At 70.1% G+C, this 16251-nt stretch carries 15 protein-coding genes and 3 pseudogenes; 16 read left to right on the top strand and 2 right to left on the bottom strand.

Annotated features, from left to right (window positions below; translation table 11 throughout):
- The first annotated feature begins 47 nt into the window (after positions 1-47).
- A complete protein-coding gene (locus tag OG386_RS06005) occupies positions 48-590 on the top strand; it encodes a TerD family protein (RefSeq protein ID WP_328787115.1) in 543 nt (180 codons plus the stop codon).
- A gap of 157 nt (positions 591-747) precedes the next feature.
- Here the strand turns inward: OG386_RS06005 and OG386_RS06000 are convergent, their stop codons facing one another.
- Positions 748-1380 (bottom strand): TetR/AcrR family transcriptional regulator, encoded by a 633-nt coding sequence (locus OG386_RS06000; RefSeq protein ID WP_328787114.1) that lies wholly within the window; start codon positions 1378-1380, stop codon positions 748-750.
- A gap of 153 nt (positions 1381-1533) precedes the next feature.
- Here OG386_RS06000 and OG386_RS05995 point away from each other — a divergent pair, with 153 nt between their 5' ends.
- From OG386_RS05995 to OG386_RS05975, 5 genes and pseudogenes are all read left to right on the top strand, one after another.
- Positions 1534-2400 (top strand): phosphatase PAP2 family protein, encoded by an 867-nt coding sequence (locus tag OG386_RS05995; protein ID WP_328787112.1) that lies wholly within the window; start codon positions 1534-1536, stop codon positions 2398-2400.
- On the top strand, positions 2397-3287 hold the full coding sequence (locus OG386_RS05990) for a DMT family transporter (RefSeq protein WP_328787111.1): 891 nt from the start codon (positions 2397-2399) through the stop codon (positions 3285-3287). Before OG386_RS05995 ends, OG386_RS05990 begins: the two co-directional genes overlap by 4 nt.
- Positions 3288-3363: 76 nt before the next feature.
- Positions 3364-3630, top strand: a complete 267-nt coding sequence (locus OG386_RS05985) for a GlsB/YeaQ/YmgE family stress response membrane protein (protein ID WP_189744401.1) — start codon at positions 3364-3366, stop codon at positions 3628-3630.
- Positions 3631-3838: 208 nt separating this feature from the next.
- The gene (gene rraA / locus OG386_RS05980; protein ID WP_328787110.1) at positions 3839-4318 is read left to right on the top strand and encodes a ribonuclease E activity regulator RraA; all 480 of its coding nucleotides are present in this window, start codon (positions 3839-3841) and stop codon (positions 4316-4318) included.
- A gap of 102 nt (positions 4319-4420) precedes the next feature.
- Positions 4421-5287 (top strand): annotated as a pseudogene (locus OG386_RS05975) (peptide-N4-asparagine amidase); the annotation flags it as partial.
- A gap of 49 nt (positions 5288-5336) precedes the next feature.
- Here the strand turns inward: OG386_RS05975 and OG386_RS46875 are convergent.
- Positions 5337-5399: pseudogene (locus OG386_RS46875) on the bottom strand (hypothetical protein); the annotation flags it as partial.
- A gap of 594 nt (positions 5400-5993) precedes the next feature.
- Between OG386_RS46875 and OG386_RS05965 the strand changes: the two are divergent.
- The 10 genes and pseudogenes from OG386_RS05965 (at position 5994) to OG386_RS05920 (ending at position 16006) form a co-directional block, all read left to right on the top strand.
- The gene (locus OG386_RS05965) at positions 5994-6191 is read left to right on the top strand and encodes a type II toxin-antitoxin system Phd/YefM family antitoxin (protein WP_328787109.1); all 198 of its coding nucleotides are present in this window, start codon (positions 5994-5996) and stop codon (positions 6189-6191) included.
- Between the two features lie 38 nt (positions 6192-6229).
- Positions 6230-6598, top strand: a complete 369-nt coding sequence (locus OG386_RS05960; protein WP_328787108.1) for a DUF6247 family protein — start codon at positions 6230-6232, stop codon at positions 6596-6598.
- On the top strand, positions 6595-6918 hold the full coding sequence (locus OG386_RS05955; protein WP_328787107.1) for a hypothetical protein: 324 nt from the start codon (positions 6595-6597) through the stop codon (positions 6916-6918). The genes OG386_RS05960 and OG386_RS05955 overlap by 4 nt, the downstream gene beginning before the upstream one ends.
- A 416-nt stretch (positions 6919-7334) precedes the next feature.
- Positions 7335-8936, top strand: a complete 1602-nt coding sequence (locus OG386_RS05950; RefSeq protein WP_328787106.1) for an IS1634 family transposase — start codon at positions 7335-7337, stop codon at positions 8934-8936.
- 73 nt (positions 8937-9009) lie between these two features.
- The gene (locus OG386_RS05945) at positions 9010-10353 is read left to right on the top strand and encodes an IS630 family transposase (protein ID WP_328787105.1); all 1344 of its coding nucleotides are present in this window, start codon (positions 9010-9012) and stop codon (positions 10351-10353) included.
- A gap of 234 nt (positions 10354-10587) precedes the next feature.
- Positions 10588-10827, top strand: a pseudogene (locus OG386_RS05940) (class II fructose-bisphosphate aldolase); the annotation flags it as partial.
- A gap of 326 nt (positions 10828-11153) precedes the next feature.
- Entirely contained in the window at positions 11154-11552 is a 399-nt protein-coding gene (locus OG386_RS05935; protein WP_328787104.1) for an ATP-dependent DNA ligase, read from the top strand.
- A gap of 445 nt (positions 11553-11997) precedes the next feature.
- Complete coding sequence (locus OG386_RS05930; RefSeq protein ID WP_328787103.1) at positions 11998-13326, top strand: D-arabinono-1,4-lactone oxidase; 1329 nt, start codon at positions 11998-12000, stop codon at positions 13324-13326.
- Complete coding sequence (locus tag OG386_RS05925; protein WP_328787102.1) at positions 13323-14333, top strand: 1-aminocyclopropane-1-carboxylate deaminase/D-cysteine desulfhydrase; 1011 nt, start codon at positions 13323-13325, stop codon at positions 14331-14333. Before OG386_RS05930 ends, OG386_RS05925 begins: the two co-directional genes overlap by 4 nt.
- A complete protein-coding gene (locus OG386_RS05920; protein WP_328787101.1) occupies positions 14330-16006 on the top strand; it encodes a succinic semialdehyde dehydrogenase in 1677 nt (558 codons plus the stop codon). Before OG386_RS05925 ends, OG386_RS05920 begins: the two co-directional genes overlap by 4 nt.
- The last annotated feature ends 245 nt before the right edge of the window (positions 16007-16251 follow it).

The raw sequence follows: 16251 nt of genomic DNA, 5'->3' as shown, positions 1-16251 counted from the left end.
TCGTGGGATCATGGACGGGCATTGCCCGTGAACGAAGGGGGAGTTCGGTGACCGGTGTACGCAAGGGTCTGGCCAAGGTGGAGTTCGCGCTGCGGTGGGACCCGAGCCCGACGGGCACGCCCGCGAACGACCTCGACATAGTCGCCGCGGTCTACGGCGCCGCGGACCTCCACGGGGCGCCCGTCCAGCTCGTGCACTTCGGCAGCCGGTCGCCCGACGGCACCATCACCTTGAACCGGGACAGCCACACCGGCCAGGGCTTCGGCTTCGACGAGGTGATGACCATCGAGCTGCACCGGATCGCACCGGAGTCGAGCCGGGTGGTGGTCGGCGTGGTCATCCAGAACACCGACGCCGGCGCCGCGGGCCCCACGAAGACCTTCGCCGACATCGGCGGCGCCGGGTTCCGGATCCGTGAGGGTCACACCGACCTGGCCGAGGGTGACTTCGCGGCCGTGACCGCCGCCACCGCGGCCACCGTCGCCGAATTCACCCGGGACGCCTCGGGTCCCTGGTCCTTCGACCTGCGACTGCACGGCTTCGAAGCCGACCCCGAAGCGTTCGCCCGGACCATGGGCGCGCTCCGCTGAAGTCGGCCGTCCGGGCCGGTGCGGAGCCGCACGGATCGGACGGCGGCCACTCCTGGGGTGAGTGGCCGCCGCCCGGTCCGGGTGGCGCGCTGCCGCCGTCCCCACGAGGCAGCGCGGGCGGGTCGCCGTCAGGTCATCGGGACGGCGGCCCGCCGGTTCAGGAGGCCCGGTCGGCCGGGGGGCCGGTGGGGCGGGAAGGCGTGAGGCCCAGGGACGGGAGCATCACGGCGTCGACGAACCGGACCAGGTAGTCGGCGTCCGCGTACCGTCCCTCCAACACCGGCCGGATCCGGAGGACGCCCATCAGCTGGGCGGGGAGGAACTCCACGGCCGGATGGTCCGCGGCGATCTCGCCGCGCGCCACGGCCCGTCCGACCATCTCGGCGAACGCGGCCAGCTCCGGCTCGACCAGCGCCTCGCGCAGCGCGGCCTGGAGTTCCTCGTCGCTGAGCACGGCGTGCCCGAGGGCCTGTGTCAGTCGGGTGTCCCTGCCGGAGGTGCCGGCCGCGATCCGGGCCGCCTCGCGCAGATCTCCGGCCAGCGACCCGGTGTCCACGGCGACGAGGGTGCCGCGGCGGCCCGCGCGCAGGGCGGCGGCGACGAGCTGGGGCTTGGTCTTCCACTGCCGGTAGAGCGTCGACTTGCCGCAGCTGGCCCGGGCGGCGACGCCCTCCATGGTCAGGGCCTCGTAGCCGTACTCGCGCAGCTGCTCCAGGACGGCGTCGTAGAACTCCTGCTCACGCTCCGGTGTGATCTTGGAGCGGCGCGCGGGGGACGGTGTCGACGTCATGGATGCGGCTCTCCTCGGGGGCGCCTCGGCTGCAGGTTCCACTACGGAAGTGTACGGGAACGCGACCGTATCGGTACACCGGCGTATCGATACGCCAATGTATCGATACACTGGCGTGTCGCTGTGCGCGCAAACAGGAAGAGAGACCGGGGGATGAGCTCCCACACCACACCTGCCGAGCCGGCAGCCGGACCGAGAGCCGCGCGCCGCCGCCTCATACGCGAGCTGCTGCTCGTCGTGGGCTTCTTCGCCGTCTACAAGGCGGGCCGGCTGCTCTCGACCGACCGCACCGACGAGGCCTTCCGCAACGCGGCGCGCACGTGGGACGCCGAGCGCTTCCTGCACCTGCCCGGCGAGGGCGCGGTACAGCGGCTGCTGCTGCACGGGGACGCCCTCGTCACCACCGCGAACACCTACTACGCGGGCGTCCACTTCCCCGCGACCGCGCTCTTCCTGATCTGGCTCTACATCCGGCGCCCCGCCCACTACCTGTGGACGCGCCGCGTGCTCGCCGGACTCACCGGAGCCGCCCTCGCCCTGCACCTGGCCTTCCCGCTCGCGCCCCCGCGACTGCTCGACGCCGCGCGGCTCATCGACACCGCACAGGTCTACGGGCCCACCGTCTACAAGGCCGCACCGGCCGAGGACACCCTGGCGAACCAGTTCGCCGCCATGCCCTCACTGCACTTCGGCTGGGCGCTGATGCTCGCGCTCGGCATGATCGCCGCCACCTCCTCGCGGTGGCGCTTCCTGTGGCTGCTGCACCCGCTGCTGACCCTGCTCGTGATAGTCGGCACCGCCAACCACTACTGGCTCGACGCCGTCGTGGCCGCCGTCCTGCTGGGGGCGGCCCTGCTGCTCGTCCCCAAGCCGCGCACGAGCGACCCCGACCCCGATCCGGACCGGGGCGCGGGCCCGGGCCCGGACGCGCGAACGGGCCCGGAGCCCGGCCAGGACATCCCCGTACGAGGCCTGCCGCGCCCGCGGAGCGCGGACGCGGCCGTAGGAGCAAGACGATGAACGACACCACCCTCGCCGTCGGGCTCTGCCTGGCTTCGGCCGTGGCCTACGCGGCCGCCGCCGTCGCCCAGGAACGCCTCGCCCGGGCCGCCGTCGCGCGCACCGCCAAGGCCCTGCTGGGCTCCGGTGCCTGGTGGTGGTCGGCCGGGCTGAACGCCGCCGCAGCGCTGCTGCACGCGGCGGCCCTGCGCTACGGCCCCCTCACCCTGGTGCAGCCGCTCGGCGCGCTCACCCTGGTGGCCGCCGTCCCGCTGGGGGCGCGCCGGTCCGGCCGCCGGGTGGCGGCCACCGAATGGCGGGGCACCCTGGCCACCGTCGCCGGGCTCGGCCTGCTGCTGCTCCCGGCCTCCGGGCCGGCCCCCGACGACACCCTCACCCTGATCGAGGCGCTGGCCGTCTCCGGCGCGACCCTCGCCGTGATCATGATGCTGACCGCGGACAAGGACCCGCGCTCGGGCCTGCGCCACGCGACCGCCTCCGGGCTGGCCTCCGCGGCGGCCTCCGCGCTGACCCAGACGGTGGCCGTGGCGGCCGGTCGCGGCGGAGCCCTGCTCAGCGTCCGGGTCGTCTCCGTCGCCCTGCTCGTCATGGTGTTCGCCGTCGGCGGGATGCTCCTGTCGCAGCGGGCCTACCGCGGCGGACTCGGCGCCCCGCTGGCCGTGGTGAACCTCGCCAACCCGCTGGCCGCGGCCGCCATCGGCATGGTCCTGCTCGGCGAACGACTGCAGGGCGGAGTGCCGGGGCTGCTGCTGGCCGGCGCCGGAGCCTTCCTGGCGGCGCGCGGGGTGGTCCTGCTCACCCGGACGCCCTCCACCGGTTCCGGTCCGGGCACCGGCCCCGTCACGGGTGCCGAGCTCCCCGTAGCGGCCGGCCGCGTGGCGGTCTGAGCAGCAGAGAACCGTTCCGCCACCGGGCGCGTCCTCCCGGGGGAACACCGAAACGACCGAAGCGGAGTGACTGGACATGGGGATCGTCAGCTGGATCATCCTGGGACTGCTGGCCGGGGGCATCGCCAAGGTCCTGCTGCCCGGTCGGGATCCCGGTGGCCTGATCGGGACCACCCTCATCGGCGTCGCCGGAGCCTTCATCGGCGGCTGGCTGTCGGCGAAGGTCCTGGACAAGCCCATCCAGACCGAGTTCTTCGACCTCGCCACTTGGGGCTCCGCCATCGCGGGCTCACTGGTGCTGCTGATCGGCTACCGCATCCTGTTCGGCAACTCCCGGAACTGACCCGGCCGCACGCGGTCCGGTCCGGTCCGGGCCCCGCCACCGCCCGGGCCGCCCGACCGCCCGTCACGTTCCAGCCGATTCAGGCCGCCCGCGCCGCGTTCGCGAGACGCCCCGCCGCGCCGGACGACCGGCGGATTACGCTGGCCGCTGGCCGCTGGCCGCACCACCGCGACGTACGCGCACGAGCAGCGAGGAAACCGGTAGCCAGATGAGCGTCACCCCCGTCCCCACAGCCGACCTGTACGACGAGTACGGCGAGTCCCTGGCCATCTGCGCCACCGGGTTCCGCCAGTTCGGCGGACGCCGGCTGTTCGCCGGTCCCGTACGGACCGTGCGCTGCCACGAGGACAACGCACTGCTGCGCACCCTCCTCCACACGCCGGGCGGGGGCGCGGTCCTCGTCGTGGACGGCGGCGGCTCGCCGCGCACCGCCCTCGTCGGCGACCTCATCGCGGGCGCGGCCGAGGCCAACGGCTGGGCCGGCCTGATCGTCAACGGCTCGGTCCGCGACAGCGTCGCCCTCGGCGGGCTCGACCTCGGCATCAAGGCGCTCGGCACGGTTCCCCGCAAGAGCGGCAAGACCGGCGACGGCGCGGTCGACGAGCCCGTCACCATCGGCGACGTCACCTTCCGCGCCGGGGACACCGTCCACGCCGACGACGACGGCGTGGTCGTCCTGCCCCGCTGACGTCCGGACCGGAGCCGGCGGGGCCGGGGCGGTCCAGAACCGGCCAGGGCCGGAGCACCGACCCTGGCCCGGCCCCGGCGGGCCGGGTTTCACTGCGGGCCCATGAGACGACGCCACAGGATCACCGGCCTGCTCGGCGCGATCGCGCTGACCGCCGCCACCCTGGCCGCCGCGGGACCCGCGTACGCCGCCGCGCTCCCGGCCGCGGACCCGCCGCCCGCCGAGTTCGGCACCGACTGGCACGACCCGCTCACGGCGGCTCCGCCCGTCGCCCGGCCCGCGACCCGGTCCTGCCAGGTGACCCTCGCGGAGGCACAGTTCCGCGACTTCACGCCCTACCAGGGGACTTATGCACCGCCCGCCGCCTGCGGAGCGACCGGCTGGGCCAAGGTGGTCCTGCGCCTCGACGGCAAGGTCAAGGGCCGCCAGTACGACCGCCTCGGTCACCTCGCCGTCGGCGGGGTCGAGATCCTGCGCACCTCCACCCCGCAGCCCTCGCCCGACGGCATCACCTGGTCCGTCGAGAAGGACGTCACCCGCTACCGCGACACCCTCGCCCGCCCGCAGCCCGTCGAGATGCTCATCGGCAACGTCGTGAACGACACGTACACCGGCGTCATCGACGTCAAGGTGACCCTGACCTTCTACGCCGCCGACGGCCGCAACCCGGCCCCGGACACCCCCGACCGCGTCCTGCCCCTCACCTCCCCGTCGGTCACCACCCCGCGCAACACGGAGCGCCTCCTCGCCGAGGTGTACGCCACCGGCTCGGGCGGCGGCTGCGAGGAGTACTGGTACATGACCACCCCGGACGCGGCCCCGTACTCCTGCAAGGCCGCCGACGGCCCGTACCGCGAGGTGCAGATCTCCGTCGACGGACAGCTCGCCGGCATCGCCGCGCCGTTCCCCACCGTCTGGACCGGCGGCTGGTCCAACCCCTTCCTCTGGAAGTACCACTGCCCGTCTCCCGCTCGGTCGGCCGGGACAGAGCGATGATCCGTGCCCCGCGGGGGTTGAGCCGCTCGGTGAACCGCTGGATCGTGCCCCCTTTGCCTGCCGCGTCCCGGCCCTCGCAGATCACCACAAGCCGCGCCCTGTCTCCTTCACCCAGCGTTGCAGCTTCAGCAGGTGGAGGGACCGTGGTTCTCCGGAGCCCAGACCGTGACACCACGAGGCCGCCTGCTGGTCTCCTCCGATGCGGGGCTTGCCGCGCTCACCCACCACTGACAAGCCCGCCGCAACGGTCATCCGGAAATCAGCGGAAGGCCGCGACATCGGCATCTGAGCCGCCTCACGACCGCCTCGGAGACCCCAGCGCGGCCGCCGCCACTCGGTGGCGGCCGCGCTGTCGTGTGGGCCCCGCCGTCCAGGCCCTCCGCTGGATCGTCCTGGACGTCCAGCCAGACCGTCCCGCCCCTGCTTCCTGCCGCCGACGGCATCGAGGCAGCCCGCGCCCAGTAACGAGCAAACGCCGCCCCGACGGCGTTGCGATCGTCCCTGCCTCTCGCCGTTCAGCCGCACCTGACCCGCGCACCAGCGGACGCCCGCCTTCGTCCACCCCGTCAGTACCCCTCACTACGCTTCAGCCAGGAAGTCACTCCCGTCCACCGGCCTGACTGCCTCACTCGTGAGGGCGCAACTATCGCAACTATGATAGTTGGGGTAGGTTTGGGGGATGGAGCCGAAGACGTACACGACGATCGACCTTCGCAAGCAGATGGGCGAGATCCTCGACCGCACCCGGATCGCGGGGGAGCCTGCCGCGATCACCCGCAAGGGCAAGACCCTGGCCTACCTCGTGCCGGCCGAGTGGTTCGAGCAGTACATGGCACAGAGTCCGTCGGCCCCCGGCGCCGGCCAGAACGCCGCCTGAAAGGGCCGGACCACAGGCAGACCAGGAGTCCCTTCGTCATGACAGCGCAGCCCGTCCACTTCGACGGCCCCGGCGGCGAGAAGCCCCGCCGGGTGCCGCCCATGCCCGAACGCACCCCGCAGGCCCTGCGCCTGGCCATCCAGGAACACGCCCCGCACCTGCTGCCGGACTTCGAGGCCCACTGGCGCCGCGCGATCGGCGACGCCTTCAACCTCACCCCGGTACCGGCCTTCATGCGCCTGTGGTGGACCCAGTACGCCATCGCCCGCGACCCAGGCCTGGAAGCCCACCTGCGCGACCTCGAAGCCCGCGCCGCGAAGTCCGAGGACCCCGAGGAGTCCGCCCGGCTCCTGGCCGAATACAGCCAGCTGCGCCGCCAGGCGGCCGTTGTGGAGCCCGGTCGGTGACCGATGAGTTCCCACTCCCGCCCTGGAAGATGGACTGGACGGCAGAGGCGCTCCAGGAATTCGAGAGCATGCCCGAGGACGGCAAGCAGCTGGTCCTGTCAGCCCGCGCCGAGCTGATCACCACCCCGGATCCCTACTACCGGGGCATCGACGCCGATGTGTCACTGCCGCACTGGATCACGGTCCGCCCCCTGGCCTCGACCAGTCCGGGCGGCCCGCACATCGCCGACCTCGCCGGTGGCCGCGGCTGGCTCATCTTCACCTTCACCCGCCGCCATACCGACCCCCAGATCACCGTCACCGACGCGTTCTGGGCCTGACCGGGCACCCCGCCGGAGATGCCTCTGAAAGACCCTCGGCGCGCTGTTTAGCCCCCGCATGTCCGCGTGGGCGCGCCGACGCCTCGGGGGTCGTTTCGCAGGTCGGCCGGTTGCGTAGAACCGTGAGGTTCGCACCCCAGTGGCCAGGGCGCGGAACCGGTGGTGTGCCCGGTCGTTGAAGGGCCGGGTGCACGCCGTCCCGGGCACGCTCTTCCGTTGTCCTCGGCCTGCCCGGGGCGGAACCCCGGTCCGATCGTTATCTAGTCCCGTACTTCGCGGGTCGTTGATTCGTATGGTGTGACCGGTCCGGGAGTGTCCCGGTCCGGTCGTATGGCGTTGGTCCGGATGTGTCGATGACTTCCCGGTCCCCGCGGCCACGATCTGAGCGTCAGCGCCTTGAAGTGGTGGTGACGTCCGTGGTGGAAAAGCGTCTGGGCGCTCTGCCTGTCGCTGCCGAGTTTCTGCGCCGGCTGGACGTGGCCGGGATCGTCGACGAGGTGTGTCCGGGCGGCGCGAGCGCGCATCTGACGCACGGGCAGGTCATCGAGGCGCTGGTGGCCAACCGGCTGACCTCGCCCGCACCGCTGGTGCGCGTCGGGGACTGGGCCCGCACCTGGGCGGTGGAAGAGGTCTTCGGCATCACACTGGACCTCCTCAACGACGATCGCCTGGCCCGCGCGCTGGACGCGATCGCCCCGAAGCTGGAAGTCGTCGCCGGCACCGTCGGCGCGCGGGCGATCACCGAGTTCGGGATCGACGTTTCCCGGCTGCACTGGGACATGACCAGCATGTCCGTCCACGGTGCCTTTCCCGCCCAGGACCAGGACGAGCGGTATCCGCTCATCGCCTGCAACGGGCATCCCAAGGACCGTCGTCTGGATCTGAAACAGGTCCAGGCCGGGCTCGCGGTGACGGCCGACGGCGGTATCCCCGTGCACTCCCGGGTCTTCGACGATGCCGCCGCCGAGGTCAGCCAGGCCGTCGGAGCGATGAACGACCTCAAAGCGATGGCCGGCACCCCTGATTTCCTGATGGTCGCCGACTCCAAGCTGGTGTCCTATTCCAACATCACCGCCCTGCTTCAGGCCGGGGTGGAGTTCATCGCGCCCGTCCCGGCCGCGCAGATCAAGGACGAGTTCTACGCGGCCCTGGACCGTGAGCGGGCAGAGCCCGTCGACTGGGTTCCGGAGCGGGACGAGAAGAAACCGGAGACGGAACGGGAGACCTACCGGGTCCTGGAGGACACCCACACGCTGACTGGCCGCCGCAAGAGCGACCCGCCGCTGACCATGCGCCGGATCCTGATCCATTCCACCGCCGTCGCGGCCGGCCAACAGGCGGCCCGCGCCAAACGACTGGCCAAAGCCGCCGCAGACCTCGACCGACTCACCACCGCGGCGGGCGGGCAGCACTACAGGACGGGGGAGAAGATCGCCGCCCGGATCGGCGTCATCACGGCCAAACGCCGCGTCACCTCCTGCCTGCGCTGGCAGATCACCGCCGACGAGCACGGCGCCCCCAGCCTGGCCTGGCACTTCGACCAGGACGTACTCAAGGCCGAAGCAGCCGTCGACGGCTGGCACGAGCTCATCACCAGCCTCCCGCCCGAGAAGGCCGGCCCGGACGAAGTACTGATCCACTACAAGGGCCAGGGCACGGTCGAACGCCGTTACCACGACTTCAAGGGCCCCCTCGCGGTCGCACCGGTCTTCGTGCAGCACAACCGGCGCGTCGCCGCGCTGATCCAGGTCATCTGCCTGGCCCTGCTGGTCTTCTGCCTCATCGAGCGGCAGGTCAGACGAGCACTCGGCCCCGACGAGACCATGCCCGGCCTCTACCCGGACAACCGCCGCGTCCGCCCCACCGGCCGGATGATCCTCTACCACCTCGGTGAACTCACCCTGCGAATCGGCAACGTCACCGACCCGCCAACCGTCCAGATCAACCGCGGCGTCCAACTCCACCTCCTCGATCTCCTCGGCACCGACATCGGGCAAACCCGCTGGCCACAGACCTGAAACGGTCACCCGCGAAGTACGGGTCTAGTGTGATGCGCCAGAAGTCCTGATGGTTATTTACTGCCCTGTTGCCATGTCGCATTCGGGTCCTTCTGCTGTGGAGATCACGCTGTCCGAGGCCGAGCGCGCCGAGTTGGTGCGCCGGACGGGTATGCCGCACCGACGCTCGGCCGAGAAGGCCCGCATCATCCTGGCGTGCGCTGATGGCATGTCAAACGCGGGTGCCGCACGGATCGTCGGCGTCCAGGCCAAGACGGTTGGCAAGTGGCGTCGGGCTTTCGCCGCAGAGCGGATCGCCGGGCTTGAGGACGCCGGCTGGATCGGGCGGCCGAAGGCCGACCTGGTCCTGGACGAGGCTGAGCGGAGGCAGCTGACGCAGTGGGCGCGGCGGGCGAAGACCGCCCAGTTCCTCGCGTTGCGGGCCAAGATCGTGCTGCGCTGCGCGGAGGGTGGGACGAATCAGCAGGCCGCGGCCGACCTCAGCATCGACCAATCGACCGTGGACCGGTGGCGGGCCCGGTTCATTGCCAAACGCCTCGACGGCTTGCATGACGAGCCCCGCTCGGGCCGGCCGCCCTCGATCCTCCTCGACCAGGTCGAGGAGGTCATCGTGGCAACCCTGGAGTCGTCCGCGGGCAGGGACACGCACTGGTCACGAGCCTCGATGGCCCAGCGCACCGGCCTGTCGAAGTCGACCATCGGCCGGATCTGGAAGAAGTTCGACCTCAAGCCCCACCTGCAGGATTCCTTCAAACTGTCCACCGATCCGCAGTTCGTCGCCAAGGTCGTCGACGTCGTCGGCCTGTACCACCACCCGCCCGAGAAGGCGGTAGTGCTCTGCGTGGACGAGAAGTCCCAGATCCAGGCTCTGGACCGCTCCCAGCCGGTCTTGCCGATGATGCCGGGCATGCCCGAACGCCGGACCCACGACTACTACCGGCACGGCATCACCAGCCTGTTCGCCGCCTTCAACATCGCTGACGGCACTGTCATATCGGCGCTGCACTGCCGCCACCGGGCGATCGAGTTCAAGAAATTCCTGATCCGGATCGACAAGGCGGTGCCCGCCGAGCTCGAGGTGCACCTGGTGTGTGACAACTACGCCACCCACAACACCGCCGAGATCAAGACCTGGCTCGGCAAGCACCCGCGTTTCCACGTCCACTTCACGCCGACCGGTTCCTCCTGGATGAACCAGGTCGAACGGTGGTTTGGCCTGCTGACCGACAAACTCATCCGCCGCGGCGTCCACCGGTCCGTGAAGGCCCTGGAGGACGACATCGCTGCGTGGATCGACACCTGGAACGAGAATCCACGGCCCTTCACCTGGACCAAGACCGCCGACGAGATCCTCAACTCCCTCGCCGACTACCTCGGCAAGGTCGGAACCGCCAACCAGCAAACAGAGCAGAACTAACCATCAGGATTTCTGGCGCATCACACTAGGGACCGCAGCGGCCCCATCGGGGCGGCATGCCTCGGTTCTGACACACCGTCGGATTCCGGGCACTCCCGGGCACCTGGCGGTGCGCAAGATCGGGGAATCCACGGGGTGACCTGGGGCTACTCCGGGCACACCAAGTGTGGTGATATCCCGAGGGATTGCTGTGAAAACGCAGGTCAGACGTGCTCCCTTAACGCCACACAGTCCCTTCCACTCGTCCTGCACGGCTCCTCCGGCGTCGACGACGCCGACCTCGCCAAGGCCGTCGCCGCAGGAATGACGAAGGTCAATATTTCCACCCACCTCAACAAGCTCTTCACCCGCACCGTGCGGGACCGTCTGCGAACGGCCCCCAACGTCGCCGACCCGCGCGCGTACCTGGGCCCCGCACGGGACACGGTCGCGGCCGAGGTGGCCCGTCTGTTGGGAGTCCTAGTCGCCCGCTGACCACGAGACCGACCCCGAACCGCAGGAGGCGGTTCGGCGCCTTCACCACCTTCAGGCTGGCAGAGCGGGGCCAGGGCCGCAGCTGAGGCGGCGTGGGTGAGGGTGCGGCCGGTGGCACGCGGTGCGCCGTTCGAGCCGCTTGAGCTCGAGGTCCCTGCCGCACACCGTCGCGGTGCCCGCCACGTCCAGCCCGCAGCCGAGACCGGACCGGAGGCGGCGCAAGGCGGGCCCGATTCGGGAGCCGCCACCGACCTCGCCACGATGGAGCAGAGCCGCCGGACGTTCGAGGCCGCTGCCCGCATGGCAGCCAAGCTCCAGGCCCCGGCGTGGACCACTCTTCCGGAGGGCTCCCCGGCCTGGCCTCCGCCGGGCAGCTGTCCACAGTCGGGGCGGACCTCTTGCAGCTGGACGGCCAGGAGCTCCTCGCGCGCCGGTACGTCGAGCGGCGCGCACAGCTGGAAGGACTGTTCGCCGAGCGCGCCCTGACGGCCCCATGGACGTTGTGCCCCATGACGACGGACCTGGCCAAGGCGCGGGGATGGTTGGAGTCCTGGACGGGCGTGTCCGGGGTGAAGGGTTTGGTGATCAAGCCCCTGACCAGCCGATATTTGGGTAGATGTCGGGGGTGGACCAAGATCAGAAGGCGGGGCACCACTGAGTCGATCACTGGCACCCTGACCCGCCCGCTGCTCCTCGGTCTCGGCCGCCACGACGCAGCGGGCTGACTGCGTGGGGCCGGTGTGGCGGCGCCGTACTCGCGCACCCACGTTTTGCAGACCTGCCACCCGCAAGCGGCCGGGCATTGCGCCAGGCCAGGCGGTGGTCGGACCTCTCGTCAGCGTCTCCAGCGGCGCCCCTCGGGTCCGGTGACACCGCTCCTCAGGTCATCGACCGACAGGGGGACACAGCCATGCCGGGCCCGGAAGGTCGGCGGCCCTCTTGCAGGACCGCATAGAACGTAACGGGGGGCGAGGGCGTGGCGGCAGGACAGGTTGTCCGGTGCCCGGAGCGGGACGCTGCAGTGTCGCGGGGTCAAAATCTTGAAGACATCTTCTAAATTGGCTGTAGAGTGGAGACGTCGGCGTGGTCGCGATGGTGACCACTCGGGCCAGTGGCTCGACGTCGCGTCGGCGATCCTCCCTGTGGTGCGGGCTTTGTTGAGGAGTGGCCATGAACAAGGGGCATGTGTGGACGAATTTCGCGGGTGATCAAAGCTGTCGCCCAGCGGTGTTCGAGAGGCCTGGGGCTCCGGCGGAGGTAGCAGAGGCTATTGGCCGTGCGGCAGCGGCCGGCCGTACGGTCCGGGTGGCGGGAGCCGGGCATTCCTTCACCGACGGCGTGTTGACCGATGGAACCCTACTGTCGCTGGAGCGCATGAATCGCGTGCTCGACATCGACCCGGCGACCGGTCTGGTACGTGTCGAGGCCGGAATATCGCTGGGAGCGCTCAGTGCGGTGATGTACGACCACGGTCTCGCGTTCGCGAACCTCGGCGACATCGATGTGCAGTCGATCGCCGGCGCGACAGGGACGGGCACCCACGGCACCGGCATGACGCTGCCCAACCTGTCCGCAGGCTTGAAATCGATTCAACTCGCCCTCGCTGACGGCAGCATCCTGGAAGTCGGTGAGGGCATGGATCCCGACGCCTGGCGGGCCGCGCGGGTGAGCATGGGTGCCCTCGGTGTCGTCACTGCAGTGACGCTGCAGGCCGTGCCGGCTTTCACTCTCAGTGCCGAGGACACGACTGCGCCGTTGGAGACGGTTTTGCGCAGCCTCGACGAGCGCGTCGACAGCAACGACCACTTCGGCTTCTTCGCCTTCCCGCACAGCGAGCTGGCCATGACGAAGACCTGGAACCGGACCTCGGCCGCACCCCGTCCGCGATCAAGAGCCGGGGCATGGTGTCATGACGTGCTCCTGACAAATCATGCCTACTTGGGTGTGTGTTTGCTCGGTCGAGCACGTAGAGGGTGGATTCCGGCGCTGAACCGGCTGGCCTCGGCCTATTCAGGAACGACCAGGTACGTCGACCGTTCCTACCGGGTATTCGCCACGCCACGCCGCGTACCCCTCACCGAGATGGAGTATGCAATCCCGCGTGAGTACGCCGCCGAGGCGGTGCGGACCGTCATGAAGATCGCCGAGAGGCGCGAGTTCGATGTGCCCGCTCCGCTGGAGGTCCGCTTCGTCGCCTCCGACGATGCCTACCTCAGTCCGGCGGGCGGCCGTGGGACCTGCTACATCGCCGTGCACCAGTTCGCGGGCATCCCATGGGAGCAGTATTTTCGGACCGTGGAGCAGGCCATGATCGACTTCGGTGGACGGCCGCACTGGGGCAAGCGGCATTTCCTCAACGCCGAAATGCTGCGCCGCCAGTATCCACACTGGGACCGCTTCCAGGCAGTGCGAGCCCGCCTCGACCCTCACGGGGTGTTCACCAACGATCACATCAGGCGCGTCCTGGGCCGCCCGGTCGGTGCAGGTGAACCGGCATGAGCCCCTCGGTCCCGCTTCTGCACCAGCATTTCCCGGCGCTGCGCGAGGCACTGCCTCACCTACGCCTGGGATCGGCTCCCACACCTGTGCGTCGCCTGCCGGGCCTGTCCACTGGAGCCGCGCCCCTGTGGATGAAGTGCGAGGGCGCCTTCGGCGATGGTGGATGGGGCGGCAACAAAGTACGCAAACTTGAATGGCTGCTGGCTGACGCCCTCCGTCAAGGCCGGCGCACAATCCTGACCGTGGGCGGCCTGGGAACCAATTGGGGATTGGCGACCGCCTTGTACGCACGCGACCAGGGCCTGCACACGGCACTCGCCCTGATCGACCAGCCCGTCGACGACCACGTACGCGCGCAGCTCGCACGCCTGGAGCAGAGCGGTGCGACCCTGCACTTCACGCACACGAAGGCGAGAACCCTCGCGCTGGCGCCCTTCCTGGCCGCCCGCCATACGACTGGCGGCCGACTGCCTTACTTCATCCCACCGGGTGGTTCGTCACCCATCGGCGTACTCGGTTATGTCGAGGCAGCACTGGAAATCGCCGACCAGGTACGTTGCGAAGCTCTCCCCGAACCGTCGCACATCGTCACCGCCGTCGGATCCGGAGGCACGGCAGCGGGACTGCTGCTCGGCCTCCAACTGTGCGGCCTGCACAACACCAAGGTGGTCGCCGTCGTCGTCAACGACACGCTGCGACTGGACCCACCCAGCCTCGTCCGGCTGGCGTGCCGCACCAAGAAGGTACTCGTGTCGCTCGGAGCGGACCTTCCGCCGACCGACATCCGCAGGAACGGCCTGATCGTCGTACGGGACTGGCTCGGGCCGGCTTACGGCCACGCGACAGAGGACGGAGAACACGCACAGCAACTGGCCGCGGATACAGAAGACCTCATTCTCGAACCCGTCTACACCGCCAAGTCGATGGCCGCCCTGCTCGCCCTGAACGCCATAGGACGCTTGGGGGCCGGCCCCGTCCTCTATCTGGACACGAACGGACCACGATGAAAGCACACAGCACACCTGCCAGTGACGCCCAACTCGACGGCGCCCGGGGCGACGTGTCCACCCACGGCAATCCGGTTGCCGATCCCGGCCGGACGGCTCTCGACGTTGTTACACCCGAGCTGGTCGCCCGCCTCGTACGCGGCGTGGTGACCGGGACGCGCCACGCGGTCTCAGGCGCCTCGGGCACTGCGGGCCTCACCGCCAGCTACTGCCCGTTCACCGGGGGAAAGCTTGCTGACCTGCCCGTATCGACCCCGGCGGACGTGGACACCGCCTTCGCGCGGGCCCGCGACGCCCAGCAAGCCTGGGCCGCCACCCCGGTCCGCCATCGGGCCGCGGTCCTCCTCCGCTTCCACGACCTGCTGCTGCGTCGGCAGTCGGAGGCCCTGGACATCATTCAGCTGGAGACCGGCAAGACACGGCTGCACGCCCACGAGGAGATCCAGGGCGTCTGCGTCGCCGCCCGCCACTATGGGCGCAACGCGTCCGCCTATCTGCGCCCCAAGGCACACCTGGGAGTCATCCCGTACCTCACCAAGGTCACCGAGCTGCGCCAGCCGCGCGGGGTCGTGGGCCAGATCGTGCCCTGGAACTACCCGCTGGGGCTCTCGGTCGGGGACGCATTGCCCGCCTTCGTCGCCGGAAACGCCGTGGTGATGAAACCGGACAGCCAGACCGCGCTCACCGCCCTGTGGGCGCGCGAGTTGCTGATCGAGGCCGGCCTCCCGGCCGAGGTGTGGCAGGTCGTCGTCGGCGAGGGCCACGTCATCGGCCCCGCCGTCGTCGAACGCGCCGACTACGTCTCCTTCACCGGCTCCACCCGCACCGGCCGCGAGGTCGCTCGCAGCGCCGCTGCCCGGCTGGTGGGCTGCTCTTTGGAACTCGGCGGCAAGAACGCCATGCTGGTGCTCCACGACGCGGACCTGGACAAAGCGGCGGCCGGCGCGGTCCGCGCCTGCTTCAGTTCCGCAGGCCAGCTGTGCGTCTCCATAGAGCGGCTGTACGTACACGCATCACTGGCGGACGACTTCCTGAGCCGCTTCGCCGCCCGGACCAGGGCCATGCGGCTGGGTACCCCGCTGGGGTACGGCGCAGACATGGGATCCCTGGTCTCCAGACGCCAGCTGGAAACCGTCACCCGCCACGTCCAAGACGCCGTCGACAAAGGGGCCACGGTGATCACCGGTGCCCGCCACAGGCCCGAGATCGGCCCGCTGTTCTACGAGCCCACCATCCTGGAAGGCGTCAGCACACGGATGGCGATCCACGAGGAAGAGACCTTCGGCCCAGTAGTCTCCGTCTACCGGTTTGCCGACGAGGACGAGGCGGTCGCGCTCGCCAACGCCTCCATGTACGGACTCAACGCCAGCGTCTGGTCCACCGACGGGCGCCGCGCCCGGGCGGTCGCCGCCCGCCTCCGGGCCGGAACGGTCAATGTCAACGAGGGCTACGCCGCCGCCTACGGCAGCGTCCGCTCCCCGATGGGCGGCATGGGCGACTCGGGCCTGGGCCGCCGCCATGGCTCCGAAGGCATAATGAAGTACACAGAAGCGCAAACCATTGCTCACCAGCGCCTGCTCCCGCTCGGCCCCGCCTTCGGCATGAACGATGAGAAGTACGCGTCGTTCCTCAGCCGAAGCCTGCACGCGATGAAGGCGATCCACTTCCGCTGACACTCAGCCACCGGCTCCGGTGTGAGGCTCCCTGACGACGCGCCTGGGCCATCACTTTCGGATCTTGCCGCGCCTGCGCCGTGCAACACCGCACCTCGCGGCGCTGTTGGAACACCCCGGTACGTCCAGTACAGGGAGACACCTCCGCCTTGAGATGCACGGCACCGGAGCACGCGGGCCCGGCCAACAAGATCCGCAAGAGAGGGCCCCGGGCCCTTTCCCAGCCAGCACTACTCACACAGCAC

Source organism: Streptomyces sp. NBC_00273, from assembly GCF_036178145.1.
In the GTDB taxonomy this organism is placed as follows: Bacteria; Actinomycetota; Actinomycetes; order Streptomycetales; family Streptomycetaceae; genus Streptomyces.
Note: the sequence above shows the minus strand (reverse complement) of the source record. Positions and strands in the feature narration are given on the sequence as shown.

What these genes read in the sequence shown, in the direction of transcription:
- OG386_RS06000 (WP_328787114.1), bottom strand. Translation starts at nt 1,380, where the DNA reads ATGACGTCGACACCGTCCCCCGCGCGCCGCTCCAAGATCACACCGGAG.
- OG386_RS05995 (WP_328787112.1), top strand. Translation starts at nt 1,534, where the DNA reads ATGAGCTCCCACACCACACCTGCCGAGCCGGCAGCCGGACCGAGAGCC.
- OG386_RS05990 (WP_328787111.1), top strand. Translation starts at nt 2,397, where the DNA reads ATGAACGACACCACCCTCGCCGTCGGGCTCTGCCTGGCTTCGGCCGTG.
- OG386_RS05985 (WP_189744401.1), top strand. Translation starts at nt 3,364, where the DNA reads ATGGGGATCGTCAGCTGGATCATCCTGGGACTGCTGGCCGGGGGCATC.
- rraA (WP_328787110.1), top strand. Translation starts at nt 3,839, where the DNA reads ATGAGCGTCACCCCCGTCCCCACAGCCGACCTGTACGACGAGTACGGC.
- OG386_RS05965 (WP_328787109.1), top strand. Translation starts at nt 5,994, where the DNA reads ATGGAGCCGAAGACGTACACGACGATCGACCTTCGCAAGCAGATGGGC.
- OG386_RS05960 (WP_328787108.1), top strand. Translation starts at nt 6,230, where the DNA reads ATGACAGCGCAGCCCGTCCACTTCGACGGCCCCGGCGGCGAGAAGCCC.
- OG386_RS05945 (WP_328787105.1), top strand. Translation starts at nt 9,010, where the DNA reads ATGTCGCATTCGGGTCCTTCTGCTGTGGAGATCACGCTGTCCGAGGCC.
- OG386_RS05930 (WP_328787103.1), top strand. Translation starts at nt 11,998, where the DNA reads ATGAACAAGGGGCATGTGTGGACGAATTTCGCGGGTGATCAAAGCTGT.
- OG386_RS05925 (WP_328787102.1), top strand. Translation starts at nt 13,323, where the DNA reads ATGAGCCCCTCGGTCCCGCTTCTGCACCAGCATTTCCCGGCGCTGCGC.
- OG386_RS05920 (WP_328787101.1), top strand. Translation starts at nt 14,330, where the DNA reads ATGAAAGCACACAGCACACCTGCCAGTGACGCCCAACTCGACGGCGCC.